The sequence below is a fragment of the Terrabacter sp. RAF57 genome, from assembly GCF_052113925.1.
Taxonomy (GTDB): Bacteria; Actinomycetota; Actinomycetes; order Actinomycetales; family Dermatophilaceae; genus Terrabacter.
Map to the genome: position 1 here is coordinate 351,270 of NZ_JBFRDT010000001.1, position 18,559 is coordinate 369,828.

Genomic DNA, 18,559 nt, shown 5'->3' on the forward strand with positions numbered 1-18,559 from the left:
GTCGTGGGCTTGGCCGTTTCGCGTATCAGCGGGGCCCGCTGGTGCCACCGTTGGTTGGTCGGGAGTGTCCGACGCAGTTCATCGACGCAGTTCACCGGCGCAGTTCATCGACGCAGGGATGGGTGGTGGGTCCGCATGACGAGCAACGACCTGGTCGTGGTGCTTCCGGGGATCACCGGCAGCACGCTCGGGGTCCGGGGTGACGACGGCTCACCGGCGAGTGAGAACCTCATCTGGGCTCCGAGCGCCGGCGCCGTCTGGAAGCTGCTGACCGGCGGCCGGTCGATCCTCAAGAAGGTCCTGCCGGAGGGGATCGGTGACGACCACCCGGGCGACGGCGTCGAGCCCGTCGCGCTCATGCCCGACGTCCACGTCCTGCCGGGCATCTGGACGCCGATCCGCGGCTACGACGTGCTCGTCACCGCCCTCGAGAAGCAGGGCTACCAGCGGGGCACCGGCGGCAAGCCGGCGACGCTCATCACGTACGCGTACGACTGGCGCCTCTCCAACCGCTACAACGGCGCTCGCCTGAAGACCGTCGTCGAGCCGGCGCTCGAGCAGCTGCGGTCGCAGGGTGGGGCGTATGCCGACGCGAAGGTCGTCTTCGTCTGCCACTCCATGGGTGGCCTCGTCGCCCGCTGGTACATCGAGAAGTGCGGCGGCGCCGAGGTGACCCGCAAGCTCATCACCCTCGGCACCCCGTGGCGCGGTGCGACCGACGCGCTCACGCAGCTCGTCAACGGTGTCAAGAAGGGCATCGGTCCGTTGTCGATCGACCTCACGGACTTCTCGCGCAGCATGCCCTCGCTCTTCCAGCTGCTGCCGGAGTTCGCCTGCATCGGCAACGCGGGGGGTTACGCGAAGACGACCGAGGTGCCGGTGCCCAACGTCAGCACCGCGATGGTCGCCGACGCGATGGCCTTCCACACCGATCTCCAGGCCGCCGAGTCCGGCCGCCCGGGGAGCCGGACCTCCTCGCACATGATCGTCGGCATCCGGCAGCCGACCGCGACCACGGTCCAGCTGTCGGGTGGCACGGCCACGGCCTACCAGGACTTCGGCACCGACAACGACTTCGGTGACGGAACGGTGCCCCTGACCGGGGCCGTCGGTCTCGGCGAGGCGCTCGACACGAACCTGGCCGTGCGGGTGCCCGACCAGCACACCAACCTCCAGTGCAACCAGCTCGTCCTCGACCAGGTGCAGGAGATCCTCACCGCCAAGCCGGTCCGTCGTCGCGAGATCACCGACACGAACGTGCGTGCCGTCGTGCCCGACCTCGTGACGCAGGGCCAGGCCCTCAAGGTGGCCTTCGACCTCGAGGCGGACGACCCCGGGGCCGACCCGCCGCGCAAGGCCGTGACCGTCACCATCACGAGCGAGGAGGGCACGGTGCTCGCGAGCGTCGAGCCGACCCTGCGGAAGGGCCATGGCGTCGCGACCTTCGACGACCTTCCCCCTGGCACGCACACTGTGACCGTGGGCGGCTCCGGACCCGGCACGACGGTGCGACCCATCACCTCGACGACGCTCGTCTGGCCGAAGCCGACCCGCTGAGGGATCGAGCCCGGCGCCGACCGATTCGCGTGGACGGCTCGCGACGGCTCGTCGACGGCCTGCGGGTCTGGGCGTGTGTGGGCCTGTGGACAGCCGAGGGGCGCTGTCGGTGTTCGAACGTATGATCGAATCATGATCGCAGCGACCAAGGAGCGTCCCGGGGGTGGCGCGCGCCATGAGGGTGTCGCCCACCCCGATCGGCAGCCGGGTCCCGTGGGCGAGCGGAATTCAGCTGTCGCGGAGGTCATGGGGCTGACCGACCTCCCGGGGCTCGCGGCACGACTGGCGTCCATGGCTGCGGAGCTCCGGCTCGTCGCACGCACCACGCCGCTCTGGGCGATGGCCGAGACGGGGCTCGGTGACGCGATCGAGCAGGCTCAGGCGGTTCGCGAGATGGCGCACAACCTGTCGGCCGTGTTGGCCGCCGAGGTGAGCGCGCGAGGACTTCCCGACCGTTCCGGGCTCTCCCGCAACGACTGGGTCGCGGGTCACGCTCCGGGCCTGGCTGCAGGTGCGTCAGCCGCCCTGACCGCCGTGGGCGCGGCCATGAACGAGCCCCGGTGGGGTGCGCTGTCAGGAGGCGTCCGCGACGGCTCGCTCTCGGTCGACAAGGCTGCGGTCATCGTGCGCTTCCGTGACGACGTCATCCGGTTCGCCGATGCAGCCCAGGTCGACAGCGTCGTCGACGCGATGGTCGAGGGTGCGCCGGCGCTCGGCCTCAAGGAGCTGCGGCGACTGGCAGCGCACGGCCGGGCGAGCCTGCGCGCCCCGTCGGTCGTCGAGGACGACGACCAGCGCCTCCGCGCGGCACGCTCGCTGACGAAGATCGGCCGGTGCGCCGGGATGACGGAGTACCTCTGGAGGCTCGACCCCGAGGGGTCGGCGATCGTCGACGCCGCGATCGACGGCTTGGCGCGGCCGCGCCCTGATCTGGACTGGAGTCGTTGGCTCGAACAGCCTGGCAGCGGCGCGTCTGCCGCCGGCGACAGCGACGGCGACGGCGACGGCGACGGCGACGGCGACGGCGACGGCGCGAGAGTCCAGCGCGGGTCCGTCGATCCCCGGTCGGCGGCGACGCGCCGTGCCGACGCCCTGCTCGAGCTGATCGGACGCGCGGTCGCGGCGCCCCAAGGCGTCACCCGAACGCCGAGGACGAAGCTCGTGGTCACGATGTCGCTGGAGGCGTTGCTCGACCGGCTGCGGGGTGCCGGGCTGGCCGACAACGACGAGGTTCTGTCCGCAAGCACGGTGCGCCGAGTGGCCTGCGAGGCGGAGGTCATCCCGGTGGTGCTCGGTGGTCGGTCCGAGGCGCTCGACATCGGCCGCGAGGACCGCTACTTCACGCCCTCCCAGCGGTTGGCGCTGGCCCAGAGGGACCACGGCTGCAGCTACCCGGGCTGCACCGTCCCGCCGCAGTGGTGCGAGGCGCACCACGTCGTGCACTGGCTGCACGGTGGTGCGACCGACCTCTCCAACGGCGCCCTCCTCTGCGGGCGGCACCACACGATCGTCCACCAGCTCGGACTGAGCGCGGTCGTCACGCCGGACGAGGCCATCTGGCACCCACCTCGCCAGCATCGACGACCCTGACGCGTCGCGGGCCGGGGCGCGTGCACGGGATGGTCCCGGGTCCATTCCGGTAGCGATGATCCCTGCTCGGCGGGACCAGGTGGCGAGCGAAAGGCGGGGGCGATGTCCAGGTGCGGCCGGCCTCCGGCGCACGGCCGCTCTCAGACCCCGCGATGTCGTGCGCCGCCACGCGCGGGGTGCCGCCGGTCGGGCCCTGGACCATCCCGCTCCGTTGATCCCCGCTCCGTTGATCCCCGCTCCGTTGATCCCCGCTCCGTTGATCCCCGCTCCGTTGATCCCCGCTCCGTTGATCCCCGCTCCGTTGATCCCCGCTCCGTTGATCCCCGCTCCGTTGATCCCCGCTCCGTAGATCCCCGCTCCGTAGATCCCCGCTCCGTAGATCCCCGCTCCGTCGGTCTGACGCACTCTCGTCAGGCGGTGGTTGGGTGGTGGGCATGACCTCAGAGAAGAAGAGCACTGGATCGACGATCGGCTGGGACTGCGTCGCGCTCGACTGCGCCGACGCGGCAGGGGTGGCGCAGTTCTACGCCGAGCTGCTGGGCGGCCGCGTGGAGGCCGACGCCGAGGGCGACTGGTTCAACGTGCTGTGGGACGGCCCCCGCATCGCGACCCAGCTCGCACCCGGGCACCAGTCCCCTGACTGGCCCCGTGGCCAGCAGCAGGCGCACCTCGACTTCGTCGTCGCCGACATCGCTGTCGCCCACGAGCGGGTGCTCGCCCTCGGTGGCACGGCACTCGATCCTGTCGAGCCGCCGCAGCCGGCGCCGGATCGCGGGTTCCGCGTCTACGCCGACCCGGCCGGCCACCCGTTCTGCCTCTGCCGTCCGGCCCCGGACGCCTGGGGCTGAGGCGGGCCCGCGACCGTCAGCCGAAGTCGAGTCCGTCGAGGGATGCCGACGGCTTCTGGTCGGGGAGGCGCAGCATGCGGAACGAGTTGAGCAATCCCAGCAGACCGGCGAGGAGAGGGACCAGCAGGGCGATCTGGAGCGAGCGGTTGCGGGCTGCGTCGTTGATGGCCAGCACCTCGGCCTCGACCTCGGCCGGCTGGCCAGAGATCTGCTGCTCCAGCTGGGTGTTGCTCATGATCTCGGCGTCGTGCTCGAGGGCCTGGGCGATCTGCTGCTGCTGCGCGGCCGGGATGACGGCGCTGTTCTGCGCCATCTGGGTGAAGCCGACCGACAGCGCAGCGAGCATGAGGCCGCCCGCCATGGCGAGACCGAAGGAGAGCCCGAAGGACCCGGCCGCGGAGTTGACGCCGGCGGCCTCGCTGACGCGCTCCTCTTCCACGGGGGCGAGGGTGTAGTTGTTCAGCTGCGAGACCAGGAGGCCGAGGCCGCAACCGGTGATCGCGAGCGGGACCACGAAGTACCACGCGCTGTCGGCGCGGGGCACGAGCGGGAGGATGATCGCGACACCCAGACTCGTGAGGACGAAGCCGGTGCGGATGATCGAGGCGGGTCGCCGGTTGCCGGCCCGCCGTCCGGCCACGAGGGCTGCCCCGAACATCGTCAGCGACAGCGGAGCCAGCGACAGGCCGGACTGGAGGGCGTTGTACTCGAGGGTCATCTGGAAGTAGAGCGGCAGGGCGATCATGGCGCCGCCCAGAGTGACCTGCTGCAGCAGCTGGCCCGAGACGCCGGCCGTGAAGTTCGGGTGCCGGAACAGGTCCGGATCGAGCAGGGTGACCTGCCCAGCGCGCTTGCGGCGGCGGAGCCACCGGGCCAGGAGCACGAGCGCCGTCGCCCCGACGACGAGGAGCAGGCCGACGTACTGACCCCCCTCCTGCCAGACGAGGATGCCCAGCACCACCCCGCCCATGCCGAGGGCGGACAGGATCGCGCCGACCACGTCGATCTGGCGCGAGCCGGTGTACTCGACGTCCCGGACCAGGCGGATCTGGCTCAGCACGACGACGATGATGAGGACCTCGAGGGCGAAACCGACCCGCCACGACAGGTACGTCGTGACGAACCCGCCGAGCAGCGGGCCGATCGCGGCTGCGATGGCGGCCGAGGCGCCGACGAGCGCGTAGGCCTGCTTCTGGGCCGCGCCGGCGAAGTTGCCGTGGATCAGTGACTGCATCGCCGGCAGGAGCAACGAGGCTCCCAGGCCTCCGATGATCGCCCAGAAGATGATGATCGCCGTGAGGCTCTGCGCGAGCGTCATCGCGAGCGCGCCGACGGCGTACCCAAGCAGGCCCAGGACGTAGGCCCGCTTGCGGCCGATGAGGTCGCCGACCTTGCTGTTGATGAGGATGAAGGCGGCCGAGACGAGCGCCTCGAGCGCGATGGCCGACTGCACCCCGCTGGCCGTCGTGTCGAGGTCGGTGATGACGGCCGAGATCGACACGTTCATCAAGGAGGTGTCGACCACGAGGACGAACATCGCCATGGCCAGCAGGAGCATCAGGCGCCGGCTCCCTGAGGCGTCAGGATCGGAATCGGGTGTGGGGTCCTGGCTCATGTCGCCCTCTCGGTGGCCGAATGGCGTGAGTCTATAGAGGTGGACCCGCCGACGTCCGTTGATCGAGGACGATGCCGAAGCGGTCGGCGAGGGCGGCGCGCACGGCGTCCTCGTCGGCGAGCGCGGTCTCCTCGCGTCGGCCCTGCGTCGTCGTGATGAGCCGGTCGCCGCTCAGGGTGACCCGTCCTGTCGGGGTCAGCACCGATGCGAGGCGCGACCGGGTGAAGTGGCTGTCGGGCGAGGTCTGCTGCCACTCGTTGCGCGCCGCGAAGTCGGTCAGCGGGTGGGGCACCGTCGAGAAGACGAAGCAGTCGCGCCAGTCCTCGCCGTCGTGGCGCTCGCGAGAGACCCACGTGTCGTCGCGCCGCACGAGTCCCACGAGGTGGCCGCGTTCGCGTCGCTCGAAGCCGTTGCGCAACGGGAGCGGCTCGACGAACCCCTCGCCGAACCCGACGTCCGCGAGCACGGGCTCCTCGAGACGGCCACCCGACACGACGAGTGCCAGGTGGTCGAACTCGTCGGTGAGCCCGCCGTCCGCCGTGGCCACGCGCGCGGAGACGAGGTCGACGGCATACCCGAGGCTGCGCAGCAGCAGGGCGAAGAGGCCGTTGAGCTCGTAGCAGTAACCGCCGCGCCGGGCGCCGACGACCTTGGCCAGCAGCGACGCGCGGTCGAGGCGGATCGGCCGGCCGAGCGAGATGTCGAGGCTCTCGAACGGCACGGCCAGCAGGTGCGCGCGGTGCAGCGACGCGAGCGCCGCCAGGGTGGGGGACTCGGGAGCGGCCGCGCCGATGCGCCGGAGGTATGCCGTCGCCTCGGTCGTCGTCAGCGCGTCGGTCGTCGTCGGTGAGGTCACCCGGTCATCCTGCGACCTCGAGCCACCTTGAGGTCAAGCGGGCGCGGGAAGTGGCAGCGTCACGCCGACCATCGTCACGCCGCGCCCGTCCCACTCGTAGGCCGTGCGCTCGAGCAGGTCTCCCGCCGCGGACCGCAGGACGGTCGGGTCGAGCGACGGGGCGTCGAGCGGGCCGCGCTCGAGCACCTGGGTGCCGTCGTCGTAGCGGACGAGGACCTCGAGGCGACGGGGGAGACGCCCCGGCCCGTCGAGCGAGAGCACCCGCGCGACGGCACGCTCGACGCAGCCGTCGAGCACCGCCACGACCTTGGACCTGGTCCGCGTCGCGGGCAGTGACCGGCTCGCGCTGATTGACCTGCGCGGCCCGGGCAGGCGGATCGTCGCGTCGTCGGTGCCGCGCGCGATGGAGACGAGACGCCGGGCCATCGCCGTGGTGACGAGGCGCTTGAGGTCGTCCTCGTCGAGGCCGTGGAGGTCGGCGACGACGAACAGCCCTGCGGCGTGGAGCTTCTCGTAGGTCGTCGGACCGACCCCCCAGAGCTCGTCGAGGCGCAGACGAGGCCGGACCCGCGCCTCGAGCTCGGCGTCGACGACGACGAGGCCATCGGGCTTGGCGCGCCGGCTCGCGAGCTTGGCCATGAGCTTGGTGCGTCCGACTCCGACCGAGACCGGGAGCCCGACCTCGGCACGGGCGGCCGCGCGCAGGGCCACCGCCATCCCGCGCGGATCGCCGTGGTCACGCCCGGTGACGTCGAGGAAGGCCTCCTCGACCGATCCGGGCTCGACGAGGGGCGTGAAGCGGCGGAACACCTCGAACAGCCGGACGGACGCCTCCTCGTAGGCCTCCGCGCGGTAGCCGGTGACGAGCACCTGCGGCCAACGGCGCTGGACCTGCCGCAGCGGCATACCGGCGTGGATGCCGAGCGCTCGTGCCTCGTAGGACGGGCACGCGACGACCTCGTGGGCCACGACCATCGGCCGCCCGCGCAGTGCCGGGTCGTCGCGCTGCTCGACAGCGGCGAAGAACGCGTCGGCGTCGGCGTGCAGGATCACCACCGGCCCAGTCTCCGCCCGGCCACCGACAACCGTCGGCGCTCAGTAGCCGGCGTGGTCGAGCGCCTCGGTCGTCAGCTGCCGACCGAGCTCGATCATCTCCGCGGCCCGGTGGAAGTCGAGGGTCCGCACGGCGTTGGACGGCACGGTGACGAGCACGTCGGGCGGGTTGCTGGCCATCCGGTAGCGCGAGATGAGGGCGCTCATCGTCTCGAACGACATGTTGAGCAGGTCGACGAGCCCGACGTCGGCCGACCGGACGACGAGCGCATCGGTCGGCGTCTGCGGCAGCCGGGCGACGGCCTCCGGCGGGATCGGCTGGTCGTGCTCGACATCGTGGTCGTGGTCGCGGGCGTGCCCGCCGAAGCGGCTCGTGATCGCGCGGACCCGCTCGGACTCGAGCACCTCGGCGGCACTGCGCCGAAGGCGGGTCGTCCACTCCTCGCGCGACACGGGCTCCGACGACTCCTTGACGGGGGTCGTCGGTCCGCCGGTGGCCCGCATGCCCGACAGGGAGACGGCGATCGTGAGGTCCGCCGAGGTCGCCGCGGTCGGCTCGATGGGGATCGGGTTGATGAGACCCCCGTCGACGAGGACCCGGCCGTTGATGACGGCGGGGGTGATGACGCCGGGGATCGCGATGGAGGCGCGGATCGCGTGCTCGACCGGCCCGCGCTGGAACCACACCTCGCGGCGCGCGTTGATGTCGGTCGCGACAGCCGTGTAGGGGATCGGCAGGCTCTCGATCGTCGCGCCGTCGAGGATCTCCCCGACCTTCGCGATGATCCGCTCGGCCCGGATCGCGCCGTTCGGCGAGGTGATGCTGAGGTCGAGCAGCCGCCACACCTCGCGCTGGGTCAGGCTCCGGGCCCACTCGGTGTACGCGTCGAGCCTCCCTGCGGCCGCCACCCCGCCGACGAGCGCTCCCATCGACGTGCCCGCGATCGTCACGATCTCGAAGCCGCGCTCGGCGAGCACCTCGAGCGCGCCGATGTGGGCGTAGCCGCGCGCCCCGCCTGACCCGAGCACGACCGCTACACGCATCCCCTCAGCCACGTCCTCGACGATAGTCCGCGTCCCGGACGGTTCGCGCGCCGGTCAGGACGTCAGGAACCAGATCTCCATCGCGTCGAGCCGCGCCCGGTCGGCGACCATCTCGATGCCGGTGACGAGGTCGCGGTCGTCCACCGTGAAGCGGAAGGCCACCATGGCCTCGCCCCGCAGCGTCCACACGGCGCCGATGCCGCCGTCGAAGGCGGCGAGCCGTGCCGACCTGGCGCCGCCGTTGAACCGCTGGGCCACGGCCTCGGGCCCGCGGAGCACGTCGGGCGAGCCCATCGCGACCGCTGCCTCGTCGGCGCTCAGCACGACGTCGGGGTCGAGCATCTCGAGCAGGGCCGAGAAGTCGCCGCCCCGTGCGGCGGCGAGGAAGGCGGTGACGACCTCGCGCTGCCGGGTGCGGGCCGGCCCGGACTCGGCAGCGTCGGCGGCGCGCACCCGGCGACGGGCGCGGCTCGCGAGCTGGCGGGTCGCTGCGGGGGAGCGGTCGAGGATCTCGGCGATCTGCTCGAACGGCATCCCGAAGAGGTCGTGGAGCACGAAGGCGAGCCGCTCGGCCGGGGCGAGGGTGTCGAGGACGACGAGCAGGGCCAGGCCGATGCTGTCGGCGAGCTCGACCTCGCTCGCCGGATCGGGGGCGGGGCGCGTCGGCTGGGTCGGCGCGGTGCGCACGTCACCACTCGCGACGAGCTCGGCGAGACCGGTGTCCCAGCTGTCCTCACGGCGCGAGCTGCGTGACCGCAGCATGTCGAGGCTGATCCGCCCGACGACGGTCGTCAGCCAGCCCGCGAGGTTGGTGACCTCGGTCGTGTCGCTGCGGCTGAGGCGCAGCCACGCCTCCTGCACGGCGTCGTCGGCGTCCGCGGCCGACCCGAGCACGCGGTATGCCACGGCCCGCAGCCGAGGCCGCTGCTGCTCGAAGTCGCGGGCGAGCCACTGCTCGCGGGTCTCGTCGTCCATCTCGTCACATCCTCCGGTCGTGATCCGTCATAGCACTGACGAGCCGGCGCCACCGGATGTGACACCACCGCTCGACACCCCACCGCGATCACCCACCAGGAGGCCAAGATGTCCGCCGTGAACACCCTCATCTACCCCGTCGCCGACCTCGCCGCCGCGAAGCAGGTCTTCACGACCTTGCTCGGCACGGAGCCGCACACCGACGAGTCGTACTACGTCGGCTACTCCGTCGACGGCCAGGAGATCGCCCTCGACCCGAGCGGCCACCGCAAGGGCATCACCGGTGCGACGCCCTTCTGGTCGGTCGACGACCTCGAGGCGACGGTCGCGGCCCTCACCGCGGCCGGCGCGACCGTCAGCCAGCAGCCGACCGCGGTCGGTGGCGGTCGCACCGTGGCCGTGCTGTCCGACGCCGATGGCAACATGATCGGCGTGATGCAGGGATGACGGCAGACGACGTCGCCGACAGCACCGAGGGCGTATGCCGTCCGCCCGCCGAGGTGCCCGCGTTGCCTCCCGCAACGTCGCGGGACGTGTCCTGGCGTCCGGCGCAGGGGTGCGGATCGGGATCGGCACGACGCGTGACGTCGTCATGGTCGACGGGTCCGTCGACGTGGCCCCGACCACCGCGCTCGAGCCCGCGGAGGCCGACCGTTTCGCCCAGCGGACCGGTTTCGACCCTCGGGAGACCTCGGGTTCGTACCTCTTCTTCCGGGTCGTCCCGAGCCGGATCCAGGCCTGGCGCGAGGAGAACGAGCTGCGCGGCCGCGTCGTGATGCTCGACGGGCGGTGGATCACGTCCGACGAGTGACCGAGGACATCGAGTTCGACTGTGCCACAGTCGAACCCGACTCGGCCACAGGGTGACGGGGCGACTGCTCCGACGGGACGTGACGGCATACGCGATCGGCGTCGGCGACGTCCCGTGACGAGGGGCCGGGAGGGGGTGTCACCGACGCCCCCCGGCCCCTCACGGCTGCCCGCAGCGAGGGGCGGGTCTTGCGCCCCCGCGCTGACCTGTGCAGTATGGAGGTGCAGATGTAAGCGCTTACAGAGCCGGGGAGACCCGGTCAGGGGCCTGGTCGCGACACATCACTCAACGACGAGACGCGAGAGGTGGGACCCATGGCGACAGCACGCAAGCACCCGGACGGCGCGGCCTCGGCGGGCGCCACCATCTACTCCGTCGCCGAGCGCGCCGGCGTCTCGATCGCCACCGTCTCCCGCGTCCTCCAGGGCGCCGGCACCGTGTCGTCGACGACGGCCCAGAAGGTCCTCGACGCCGTCGAGCAGCTCAACTACGTGCCTCTCGGCGCCGCCCGCAGCCTCGCCGTGCGCCACCACGAGGCACACGGTCTCGTGCTGCCGGAGCTCACCGGTCCCTACTACTCCGAGCTGCTCATGGGCTTCGAGTCGCGGGCCGCCGAGCTCGGCCAGAGCGTCACCCTGATGCTCACCGACGGCAAGGCCGACCTCGCTCGCGCCGTGCGCCAGCTCGCCACCCGCGTCGACGCCATCGCCGTGCTCGGCTCGGCCGCCATGCCGCCCGCCGTCGCCCGGGCCCTGCACGGCCAGAAGCCCGTCGTCATCATCGCGGGCACGCCCCAGGAGGGCATCGAGAGCGTCCGCGCCGAGAACGCCCACAGCGCCGAGCAGCTCACCGAGCACGTGCTCGCCCACGGCCGCACGCGCCTCGTCTTCGTCGGTGACCCCGAGGGCGCACCCGACATCGCCGAGCGCCACGCCGGCTTCGTCGCCGCCCACCGGGCGCGCGGCCTCCAGCCCGCAGCCCCCGTCCGCGTCCCGTTCCGCGAGGGGGAGGGCGAGGCCGTCGCCGAGCGCATCCTCGCCGGCGAGCTCGAGGCCGACGCCCTCGTCTGCGCCAACGACGAGCTCGCCCTCGCGATCATGAGCCACCTCCAGGACGCCGGCCGCGACGTCCCCGGCGAGATCGCCGTCGTCGGCTGGGACGACGTCATGACGTCCCGCTACGTGCGCCCCGGGCTCACCACCGTGCGCCAGCCCGTCCACGAGCTCGGCGTCATCGCCGCCGAGCGCCTGCACCAGCGGGTCTCCGGCGCACTGCCGCGGCTCGAGCCGCAGGTCCTGCCGACGGAAGTGGTCATCCGCGGGTCCTGCGGCTGCCCCACCCGCTGAGCGCGACCCGCCAGGCATCTCCACCGCCATCCCCCTGCCCCCGTCCGTTCCTCCCCAAACCCCGACACCGATGTCGGAGACACCCGAGAAAGTGAGACACCGATGAGACGCACCACAGCCATCACGGTCGCGTGCATGACTGCCGCGGCCCTCACCGTGACCGCCTGCGGTCGCAGCGCCGAGAACGGTGGCACCACCGCCGGTCAGACAGGCGCCGCGGTCAGCACCGGCAAGGCCACCGGCACGATCACCGTCTGGGCGATGGGTGCCGAGGGGGACAACCTGCCCAAGCTGACGAAGGACTTCGAGGCCGCCAACCCCGGCGTCAAGGTCCAGGTCACGGCCATCCCGTGGGATGCCGCGCACGACAAGTTCACGGCCTCGATCGCCTCCGGCAACACGCCGGACGTCGCCATGGTCGGCACCACGTGGATGGGCGAGTTCGCGAGCAGCGACGCCATCGACCCGACGCCGGCGCAGATCGACACGTCCGCCTTCTTCGAGGGTGCGCAGAAGACCACCGAGGTCAACGGCACGTCCTACGGCATCCCCTGGTACGTCGAGACCCGCGTCCTCTTCTACCGCACCGACCTCGCCAAGAAGGCCGGCTACGACAGCGTGCCCACCGACGCGCAGGGCCTCAAGGACATGGCCAAGGCCATGCAGACCAAGGCCGGCGCGCAGTACGGCATCGGCCTCCAGGCCGGTGGCGAGGGCTCGTGGCAGACCCTCATGCCGTTCGCCTGGAGCGACGGCGCCGACCTCACGAAGGACGGCGGCAAGGCGTACAACTTCGACAGCCCCGAAATGGTCAAGGCCGCGAAGTACTACCAGTCGTACTTCACCGACGGCATCTCCAACAAGAGCGCCCCGGCGACCCCGACGACCGAGCCCGACTTCGCGAGCGGCAAGGTCCCGATGTTCATCTCCGGCCCGTGGATGATGTCCGCGGTCGAGAAGGTCGGCGGCGCCGGCTTCAAGGACAAGTACAACGTCGCCCCGATCCCCGCCGGCTCGGCCGGGTCGTCGTCGTTCGTCGGTGGCTCGAACTTCGTCGTCTTCAAGAACACGAAGAACCGCGACACCGCCTGGAAGTTCGTCCAGTGGCTCGCCGACCCCAAGGTCCAGTCGAAGTGGTACACCATCTCGACCGACCTCCCGTCGGTCAAGAGCGCCTGGCAGGACCCCGCGCTCGCCTCGGACAAGAAGCTCGCCGTCTTCGGCAAGCAGCTCGAGACCGCCAAGGCGCCGCCGTCGTTCCCGACGTGGGAGCAGGCCGTCAAGGGACTCGACACCGAGATGGAGAAGATCACCAAGACCGGCGAGGACCCGGCCACCGGACTCAAGACGGCCCAGCAGCAGGCCGAGTCCATCGGCACGGGAATGTGATCCGATGACCGCCCAGACCGGCACGACCGGGTCCCCCGCCGGACCCGTGACGCCACCTCCGGTCACCGCTCCGGGACGACCCACGAACGGGTCGTCCCGGGGGGCGGGCGACGGAGGCTCCCCCGGCCGGGTCGGATCGGCCCGCCGTCGGGAGGGGCGGGCGGCCTGGATCCTCGCGATCCCCTTCTGCCTGCTCTTCCTCGCCTTCACCGCCTGGCCGGTGGTCCAGTCGCTCTTCATGAGCATCACGGACACCAAGGCCCGCGACCTGCGACACCCCTTCAGCGTCAACATCGTCGGCCTCGACAACTTCACCAAGGCCTTGTCGGACCCGACCTTCCGCAAGGCCGCCGGCAACACGGCGTACTTCGTCCTCGTCGGTATGCCGCTGACGCTCGTCGTGGCGCTCGCGGCTGCGGTCGCGCTCGACAAGGGGATCACCCGCTTCCGCGCGGTGTTCCGCCTCGGCTTCTACATGCCGGTCATCACCTCGATCGTCGCGGTGGCCGTCGTGTGGCGCTTCCTCCTGCAGGACCCGGGCGGTCTCATCAACACCGCCCTCGGGTGGTTCGGCATCACCGGTCCCAACTGGCTCGGTGACCCGAACTGGTCGATGCCGGCGCTCATCATGATGGCCTCGTGGCGCAACTTCGGTACGGCGATGATCATCTTCCTCGCGGGGCTGCAGGCCGTGCCGGCCGAGCTGCACGAGGCGGCCGCCATCGACGGCGCCAACGCCTGGAAGCGGTTCCGCCACGTCACGATGCCGCTGCTGCGACCGACCCTGCTCTTCGTCATGGTCACGACGGCCATCGGCTACCTCCAGTTCTTCGAGGAGCCGTTCGTCATGACCAAGGGCGGCCCACTGGACAGCACGATCTCGCTGTCGATGTACACCTACCAGCAGTTCGGCTTCGGCAACTACGGTCTCGCGTCGGCGATGAGCTACATCATCTTCGTCGTCATCGCGATCGTCACGGCCCTGCAGTTCCGCCTGCTCCGAGAGAGGACCTGACATGTCCGTCGACACCGCACCGCGGCCGACCGGGCCGACCGGGCCGACCGGGCCGACCGCTCCGGCCCCGGCACCGAAGGCGAAGGCGAGCAGGACCGGGTCCGGCATGGTCGGCTCGAGCCAGGGCAGCCGCTGGTGGCTCTACGTGCTGCTGACCGTCGCGCTCGTCGCCGTCATCGCACCGTTCGTCTGGATGGTGCTCGGCAGCTTCAAGGGTGAGGGCGAGCTGCGCCAGATCCCGCCGACGTGGCTGCCCGAGAGCGCCTCGCTCGACAACTACACGCAGCTGTTCAGCAAGCTGAACTTCGGGCAGTTCTTCACGAACTCGATCGTCGTCGCCGTCGTCGTGACGGCCGGCAACCTCGTCTTCTGCTCGATGCTCGGCTACGCCTTGGCGATGCTCGACTTCAGGGGCAAGAAGGCGATCTTCATCGCGGTCATGGGCACGCTCATGATCCCGGGCGTCGTGACCTTCGTGCCGCTCTTCGTGCTCGTCGCGAACGCCGGACTCGTCAACACCCTGCCCGGCCTCTTCCTGCCGTTCCTCGTCAGCCCGTTCGGCGTCTTCCTCATGCGCCAGTTCATCCTCGGGCTGCCGAGGGACCTGCTCGACGCGGGCCGCGTCGACGGCGCGGGCGAGCTGCGGATCTTCTGGAAGATCATCCTGCCGCTCTGTGGCCCCGCCCTCGCGACGCTGGGCATCCTCACCTTCCTCGGCAGCTGGAACAACTTCCTGTGGCCGCTCGTCGTGGCGCAGTCCGAGGACATGTACACCCTCCCGGTGGCCCTGGCCCTCTACTCGACGGGGCAGAACAGCACGAACTACGGACTGCTGCTCGCCGGCGCCACCGTCGTCATCATCCCGATCCTCGTCGTCTTCCTCATCTTCCAGAAGCGCTTCATCGAGGGCATCGCCACCACCGGCCTCAAGTAGGCCTCCCACCCCGGAAACAGGAGCACTGCACCATGTCCGAGAAGAAGCTCTACACCCCCAGCCGTCGCTCGATGCTCGTCGGGGGCGCGGCCTCCGTCGCCGCCTTCGCGCTCGCTCCGACGGCGTCCGCGTCGACGACCGGCGCGCGCCAGGCGCCCGCCTTCCTGCGGTCGACGGGCTCGAATGCCGTCCGCTCCCTCGAGAGCGCCACGGTGCGCACGTGGGCCGCCGACACGTGGCGCAGCCTCGTCGCGATGACCGACCCGAGGACCGGCCTGCCGGCCGACAACATCCCCGCGTCGCTCGCCGACGGCGACCGTTCGGGCTACACGTCGCCGACGAACATCGGTGGCTACCTCTGGTCGACCGTCGTCGCCCGCGAGCTCGGCATCATCACCCGTGGCGAGGCGTCGGCCCGCCTCATCCGCACGCTCAAGACGGTGGAGCGGATGGAGCACCACACGCCGAGCGGCATGTACTACAACTGGTACGACGAGGCGACCGCCAGGGCGCTGCACACATGGCCGGACTCGGGCGACAAGGTCGTCCCCTTCTGCTCCAGCGTCGACAACGGCTGGCTCGGCGCAGCGCTGCTCGTCGTGGCCGGCTCCGACCGGGCCGCCGCCCCGTGGGCGAGGCGGATCTTCGACCGGATGCGCTGGGACTCCTTCTACAACGACAACAGCGACCCCGCGCACCAGGTGCGACCGGGAGGCCTCATCCACGGCGGCTTCTACCCCTACGAGGACGGTCGCCCCGGCGGCACCTACCAGGGCACCCACATCGGCGGCGACCCCGTGTGGCTCACGACGCACCACTACGACACGACGGTGTCGGAGACCCGCATCACGAGCTACCTCGGCATCATCACCGGCCAGGTCCCGGCGAAGCAGTACTTCGCGATGTGGCGCACCTTCCCCGCGACGTGCGACTGGTCGTGGCACGAGATGCAGCCCGTCGGCGAGAACCGCACGTACTACGGCCTCGACGTCTACGAGGGTGCGTACACCCACCGCGGCATGCACATCGTGCCCGGCTGGGGCGGCTCGATGTTCGAGGAGCTCATGCCCGACGTCTTCGTCGACGAGGCCGCCTGGGCGCCCCGTTCGTGGGGTCGCAACCACCCGCTCCACGTCCGGGCGCAGCGGGAGCACGGGCTCATCGACGCCGGCTACGGCTACTGGGGCTTCAGCCCGTCGAGCAACCCCAAGGGCGGCTACCGGGAGTACGGCGTCGATGCGCTCGGGCTCAACCCGACGGGCTACATGTCCGACCAGGAGAGCACGAACTACGACCCCGGCTTCGGTGACTGCCGTGCGGCGACGAACCCGAGCCCGACCTACGGCGACGGCGTCGTCACGCCGCACGCGGCGTTCCTCGCGATGATGCACGAGCCGGACGAGGCGTTCACCAACCTCGCCAACCTCAAGGCCGACTTCCACTCCTACGACCGCGGTGGCTTCTTCGACGCCGTGGCCGTCCGGTCGGGGACCGTCGCCCGCCGCTATCTCTCGCTCGACCAGGCCATGGTCATGGGCGCCGCGGGCAACGTGCTGGGCAACGACGTCCTCCGTCGCGCGTTCAGCACCACGGCGGTCGAGCGCGCCCTGCGCCCGGTCATCGGCGTCGAGGAGTTCGGCGCGAGCCCGATCGCCTGACCCGCGTAGGAACTTCCCTCACCGACGAAAGGCACACCCGTGCGCCCCGAGCTCTCCACCTCCGAGGACGGCGTCGCCTACCGCGACCTCAACGGCAACGGCCGGATGGATCCCTACGAGGACCCACGCCTGACCGTCGACGAGCGGGTCGAGGACCTGCTCGGCCGGCTCTCCCTCGAGGAGAAGGTCGGTCTGATGTTCCAGACCGTCATCGAGGCCGGTTCGGACGGCACGGTGCTCGAGCACCCGGGCACCATCAGCAAGTCCCCGACGAGCACCGTCGTGCTCGACAAGCACCTCAACCACTTCAACATCCACGCGCTCGACGACCCGCGGATGGCCGCCCGGTGGAGCAACGCGCTGCAGTCGCTCGCCGAGCGCACGCCACACGGCATACCCGTGACGGTGTCGACCGACCCGCGGCACGCGTTCATCGAGAACGTCGGGGTCTCCTTCTCCGCGGGCGCGTTCTCGCAGTGGCCCGAGCCGCTGGGGCTCGCGGCGCTGCGCGACGCGGACGCGGTGCGGCGCTTCGCCGACATCGCCCGCCAGGAGTACGCCGCCGTCGGCATCCGGGCCGCCCTGCACCCGACGCTCGACCTCGCGACCGAGCCGCGCTGGGCGCGCCAGGCCGGCACCTTCGGCCAGGACCCCGACCTCGTGACCGAGCTAGGAGTGGCGTATCTCAAGGGTTTCCAGGGAGATTCGCTCGGCGCGGCCAGTGTCGCGTGCACGAGCAAGCACTTCCCCGGCGGCGGTCCGCAGAAGGACGGCGAGGACGCGCACTTCCCCTACGGCCGCGAGCAGGTCTATCCCGGTGGGCGTTTCGCCGACCACCTCAAGCCGTTCCCGCCGATCATCGCGGCCGGCACCGCGGGGATCATGCCGTACTACGGGATGCCGGTCGACCTCGTCGTCGACGGCGTCGAGATCGAGCCGATCGGCTTCGGCTACAACAAGCAGGTCGTCACCGGCCTGCTCCGCGACAAGCTCGGCTACGACGGCGTCGTCGTCACGGACTGGGAGCTCGTCAACGACAACCACGTCGGCGACCAGGTGCTCCCGGCGCGCGCGTGGGGCGTCGAGCACCTCGACCCGCACGGCCGCATGGAGCTGATCCTCGAGGCCGGTGCCGACCAGTTCGGCGGCGAGGAGTGCGTCGACATCCTCCTCGACCTCGTTGCCCAGGGTCGGGTCACCGAGGCCCGCGTCGACGAGTCGGCGCGCCGCATCCTCGCGGTGAAGTTCCGGCTCGGGCTGTTCGACGACCCCTACGTCGACGAGGACGCCGCCGCCACGACCGTGGGCCGGGGTGACTTCCGCGAGGAGGGGTATGCCGCCCAGGCCCGTTCGGTGACCGTGCTGCACAACGAGGACGATCGGCTCCCGCTCGAGCAGGGCCTGCGCATCTACGCCGAGCGCGTCTCGCCCGAGGCGGTCGTGCGGCACGGCAAGCTCGTCGACCGGCCCGAGGATGCGGACGTCGCCGTCGTGCGGCTCACCGCGCCCTTCGACCCGCGGTCGGACCTCTTCCTCGAGTCGTGGTTCCACCAGGGCTCGCTCGACTTCCCGCCCGGCCTCGTCGCCCGGCTCGAGCGGATCGCCGCCGTCTGCCCGCTCGTCGTCGACGTCGTGCTCGACCGGCCGGCCGTCGTCACCCCGCTGCTGCGCTTCGCGTCGGCCGTCGTCGGCAGCTACGGCAGCAGCGACGACGCCCTCCTCGACGCCGTCACCGGCACCATCGCCCCCGAGGGGCGGCTGCCCTTCGACCTCCCGCGGTCGATGGACCAGGTGCGGGCGCACGGCGAGGACGTGCCGGGCTACGACGACCCGCTCTTCGCCTTCGGCCACGGCCTCACGATCTGAGG

At 71.1% G+C, this 18,559-nt stretch carries 16 protein-coding genes; 11 read left to right on the forward strand and 5 right to left on the reverse strand.

Going from position 1 to position 18,559, the window contains the following annotated elements:
* Positions 1-135 precede the first annotated feature (135 nt).
* The 3 genes from AB4Y83_RS01685 to AB4Y83_RS01695 all read left to right on the forward strand — a co-directional run bounded on the left by AB4Y83_RS01685 (position 136) and on the right by AB4Y83_RS01695 (position 3,995).
* On the forward strand, positions 136-1,557 hold the full coding sequence (locus tag AB4Y83_RS01685; RefSeq protein ID WP_442295852.1) for an esterase/lipase family protein: 1,422 nt from the start codon (positions 136-138) through the stop codon (positions 1,555-1,557).
* Positions 1,558-1,689: 132 nt separating this feature from the next.
* On the forward strand, positions 1,690-3,147 hold the full coding sequence (locus tag AB4Y83_RS01690) for a DUF222 domain-containing protein (RefSeq protein WP_442295853.1): 1,458 nt from the start codon (positions 1,690-1,692) through the stop codon (positions 3,145-3,147).
* Between the two features lie 434 nt (positions 3,148-3,581).
* Positions 3,582-3,995 carry a VOC family protein gene (locus AB4Y83_RS01695; protein ID WP_442295854.1) on the forward strand — a complete coding sequence of 138 codons (414 nt, stop codon included), beginning with the start codon at positions 3,582-3,584 and terminating at the stop codon, positions 3,993-3,995.
* Positions 3,996-4,011: 16 nt separating this feature from the next.
* Here the strand turns inward: AB4Y83_RS01695 and AB4Y83_RS01700 are convergent, their stop codons facing one another.
* From AB4Y83_RS01700 to AB4Y83_RS01720, 5 genes are all read right to left on the reverse strand, one after another.
* Positions 4,012-5,553 carry an MFS transporter gene (locus AB4Y83_RS01700; protein ID WP_442295855.1) on the reverse strand — a complete coding sequence of 514 codons (1,542 nt, stop codon included), beginning with the start codon at positions 5,551-5,553 and terminating at the stop codon, positions 4,012-4,014.
* An 88-nt stretch (positions 5,554-5,641) separates the two neighbouring features.
* Positions 5,642-6,466: an arylamine N-acetyltransferase family protein gene (locus tag AB4Y83_RS01705; protein WP_442295856.1), complete on the reverse strand. Its 825-nt coding sequence runs from the start codon at positions 6,464-6,466 to the stop codon at positions 5,642-5,644.
* Positions 6,467-6,499: 33 nt separating this feature from the next.
* Entirely contained in the window at positions 6,500-7,522 is a 1,023-nt protein-coding gene (locus AB4Y83_RS01710; RefSeq protein ID WP_442295857.1) for a Y-family DNA polymerase, read from the reverse strand.
* A gap of 39 nt (positions 7,523-7,561) precedes the next feature.
* On the reverse strand, positions 7,562-8,563 hold the full coding sequence (locus AB4Y83_RS01715) for a patatin-like phospholipase family protein (protein WP_442295876.1): 1,002 nt from the start codon (positions 8,561-8,563) through the stop codon (positions 7,562-7,564).
* A 54-nt stretch (positions 8,564-8,617) separates the two neighbouring features.
* Entirely contained in the window at positions 8,618-9,538 is a 921-nt protein-coding gene (locus tag AB4Y83_RS01720; protein WP_442276991.1) for a sigma-70 family RNA polymerase sigma factor, read from the reverse strand.
* Between the two features lie 108 nt (positions 9,539-9,646).
* Between AB4Y83_RS01720 and AB4Y83_RS01725 the strand changes: the two genes are divergently transcribed.
* The 8 genes from AB4Y83_RS01725 to AB4Y83_RS01760 all read left to right on the forward strand — a co-directional run bounded on the left by AB4Y83_RS01725 (position 9,647) and on the right by AB4Y83_RS01760 (position 18,557).
* On the forward strand, positions 9,647-9,985 hold the full coding sequence (locus tag AB4Y83_RS01725) for a VOC family protein (protein WP_442295858.1): 339 nt from the start codon (positions 9,647-9,649) through the stop codon (positions 9,983-9,985).
* Between the two features lie 34 nt (positions 9,986-10,019).
* Positions 10,020-10,349 (forward strand): hypothetical protein, encoded by a 330-nt coding sequence (locus tag AB4Y83_RS01730; RefSeq protein WP_442276993.1) that lies wholly within the window; start codon positions 10,020-10,022, stop codon positions 10,347-10,349.
* A 314-nt stretch (positions 10,350-10,663) separates the two neighbouring features.
* A complete protein-coding gene (locus AB4Y83_RS01735) occupies positions 10,664-11,695 on the forward strand; it encodes a LacI family DNA-binding transcriptional regulator (RefSeq protein WP_442276994.1) in 1,032 nt (343 codons plus the stop codon).
* A gap of 102 nt (positions 11,696-11,797) precedes the next feature.
* Positions 11,798-13,084, forward strand: coding sequence for a sugar ABC transporter substrate-binding protein (locus AB4Y83_RS01740; protein WP_442295859.1), 1,287 nt, complete (start codon positions 11,798-11,800; stop codon positions 13,082-13,084).
* A 4-nt stretch (positions 13,085-13,088) separates the two neighbouring features.
* The gene (locus AB4Y83_RS01745; protein WP_442295860.1) at positions 13,089-14,099 is read left to right on the forward strand and encodes a carbohydrate ABC transporter permease; all 1,011 of its coding nucleotides are present in this window, start codon (positions 13,089-13,091) and stop codon (positions 14,097-14,099) included.
* 1 nt (position 14,100) lies between these two features.
* Positions 14,101-15,033 carry a carbohydrate ABC transporter permease gene (locus AB4Y83_RS01750; RefSeq protein ID WP_442295861.1) on the forward strand — a complete coding sequence of 311 codons (933 nt, stop codon included), beginning with the start codon at positions 14,101-14,103 and terminating at the stop codon, positions 15,031-15,033.
* Between the two features lie 32 nt (positions 15,034-15,065).
* On the forward strand, positions 15,066-16,691 hold the full coding sequence (locus AB4Y83_RS01755) for a glucoamylase family protein (RefSeq protein WP_442295862.1): 1,626 nt from the start codon (positions 15,066-15,068) through the stop codon (positions 16,689-16,691).
* Positions 16,692-16,730: 39 nt separating this feature from the next.
* Positions 16,731-18,557, forward strand: coding sequence for a glycoside hydrolase family 3 protein (locus AB4Y83_RS01760; protein ID WP_442295863.1), 1,827 nt, complete (start codon positions 16,731-16,733; stop codon positions 18,555-18,557).
* The last annotated feature ends 2 nt before the right edge of the window (positions 18,558-18,559 follow it).

Excerpts from the sequence above, each read along its gene's own strand:
- AB4Y83_RS01720 (WP_442276991.1), bottom strand. The coding sequence starts at position 9,538 with ATGGACGACGAGACCCGCGAGCAGTGGCTCGCCCGCGACTTCGAGCAG.
- AB4Y83_RS01755 (WP_442295862.1), top strand. The coding sequence starts at position 15,066 with ATGTCCGAGAAGAAGCTCTACACCCCCAGCCGTCGCTCGATGCTCGTC.
- AB4Y83_RS01730 (WP_442276993.1), top strand. The coding sequence starts at position 10,020 with ATGCCGTCCGCCCGCCGAGGTGCCCGCGTTGCCTCCCGCAACGTCGCG.
- AB4Y83_RS01700 (WP_442295855.1), bottom strand. The coding sequence starts at position 5,553 with ATGCTCCTGCTGGCCATGGCGATGTTCGTCCTCGTGGTCGACACCTCC.
- AB4Y83_RS01750 (WP_442295861.1), top strand. The coding sequence starts at position 14,101 with ATGTCCGTCGACACCGCACCGCGGCCGACCGGGCCGACCGGGCCGACC.
- AB4Y83_RS01695 (WP_442295854.1), top strand. The coding sequence starts at position 3,582 with ATGACCTCAGAGAAGAAGAGCACTGGATCGACGATCGGCTGGGACTGC.
- AB4Y83_RS01715 (WP_442295876.1), bottom strand. The coding sequence starts at position 8,563 with ATGCGTGTAGCGGTCGTGCTCGGGTCAGGCGGGGCGCGCGGCTACGCC.
- AB4Y83_RS01745 (WP_442295860.1), top strand. The coding sequence starts at position 13,089 with ATGACCGCCCAGACCGGCACGACCGGGTCCCCCGCCGGACCCGTGACG.
- AB4Y83_RS01685 (WP_442295852.1), top strand. The coding sequence starts at position 136 with ATGACGAGCAACGACCTGGTCGTGGTGCTTCCGGGGATCACCGGCAGC.
- AB4Y83_RS01735 (WP_442276994.1), top strand. The coding sequence starts at position 10,664 with ATGGCGACAGCACGCAAGCACCCGGACGGCGCGGCCTCGGCGGGCGCC.
- AB4Y83_RS01725 (WP_442295858.1), top strand. The coding sequence starts at position 9,647 with ATGTCCGCCGTGAACACCCTCATCTACCCCGTCGCCGACCTCGCCGCC.
- AB4Y83_RS01690 (WP_442295853.1), top strand. The coding sequence starts at position 1,690 with ATGATCGCAGCGACCAAGGAGCGTCCCGGGGGTGGCGCGCGCCATGAG.
- AB4Y83_RS01740 (WP_442295859.1), top strand. The coding sequence starts at position 11,798 with ATGAGACGCACCACAGCCATCACGGTCGCGTGCATGACTGCCGCGGCC.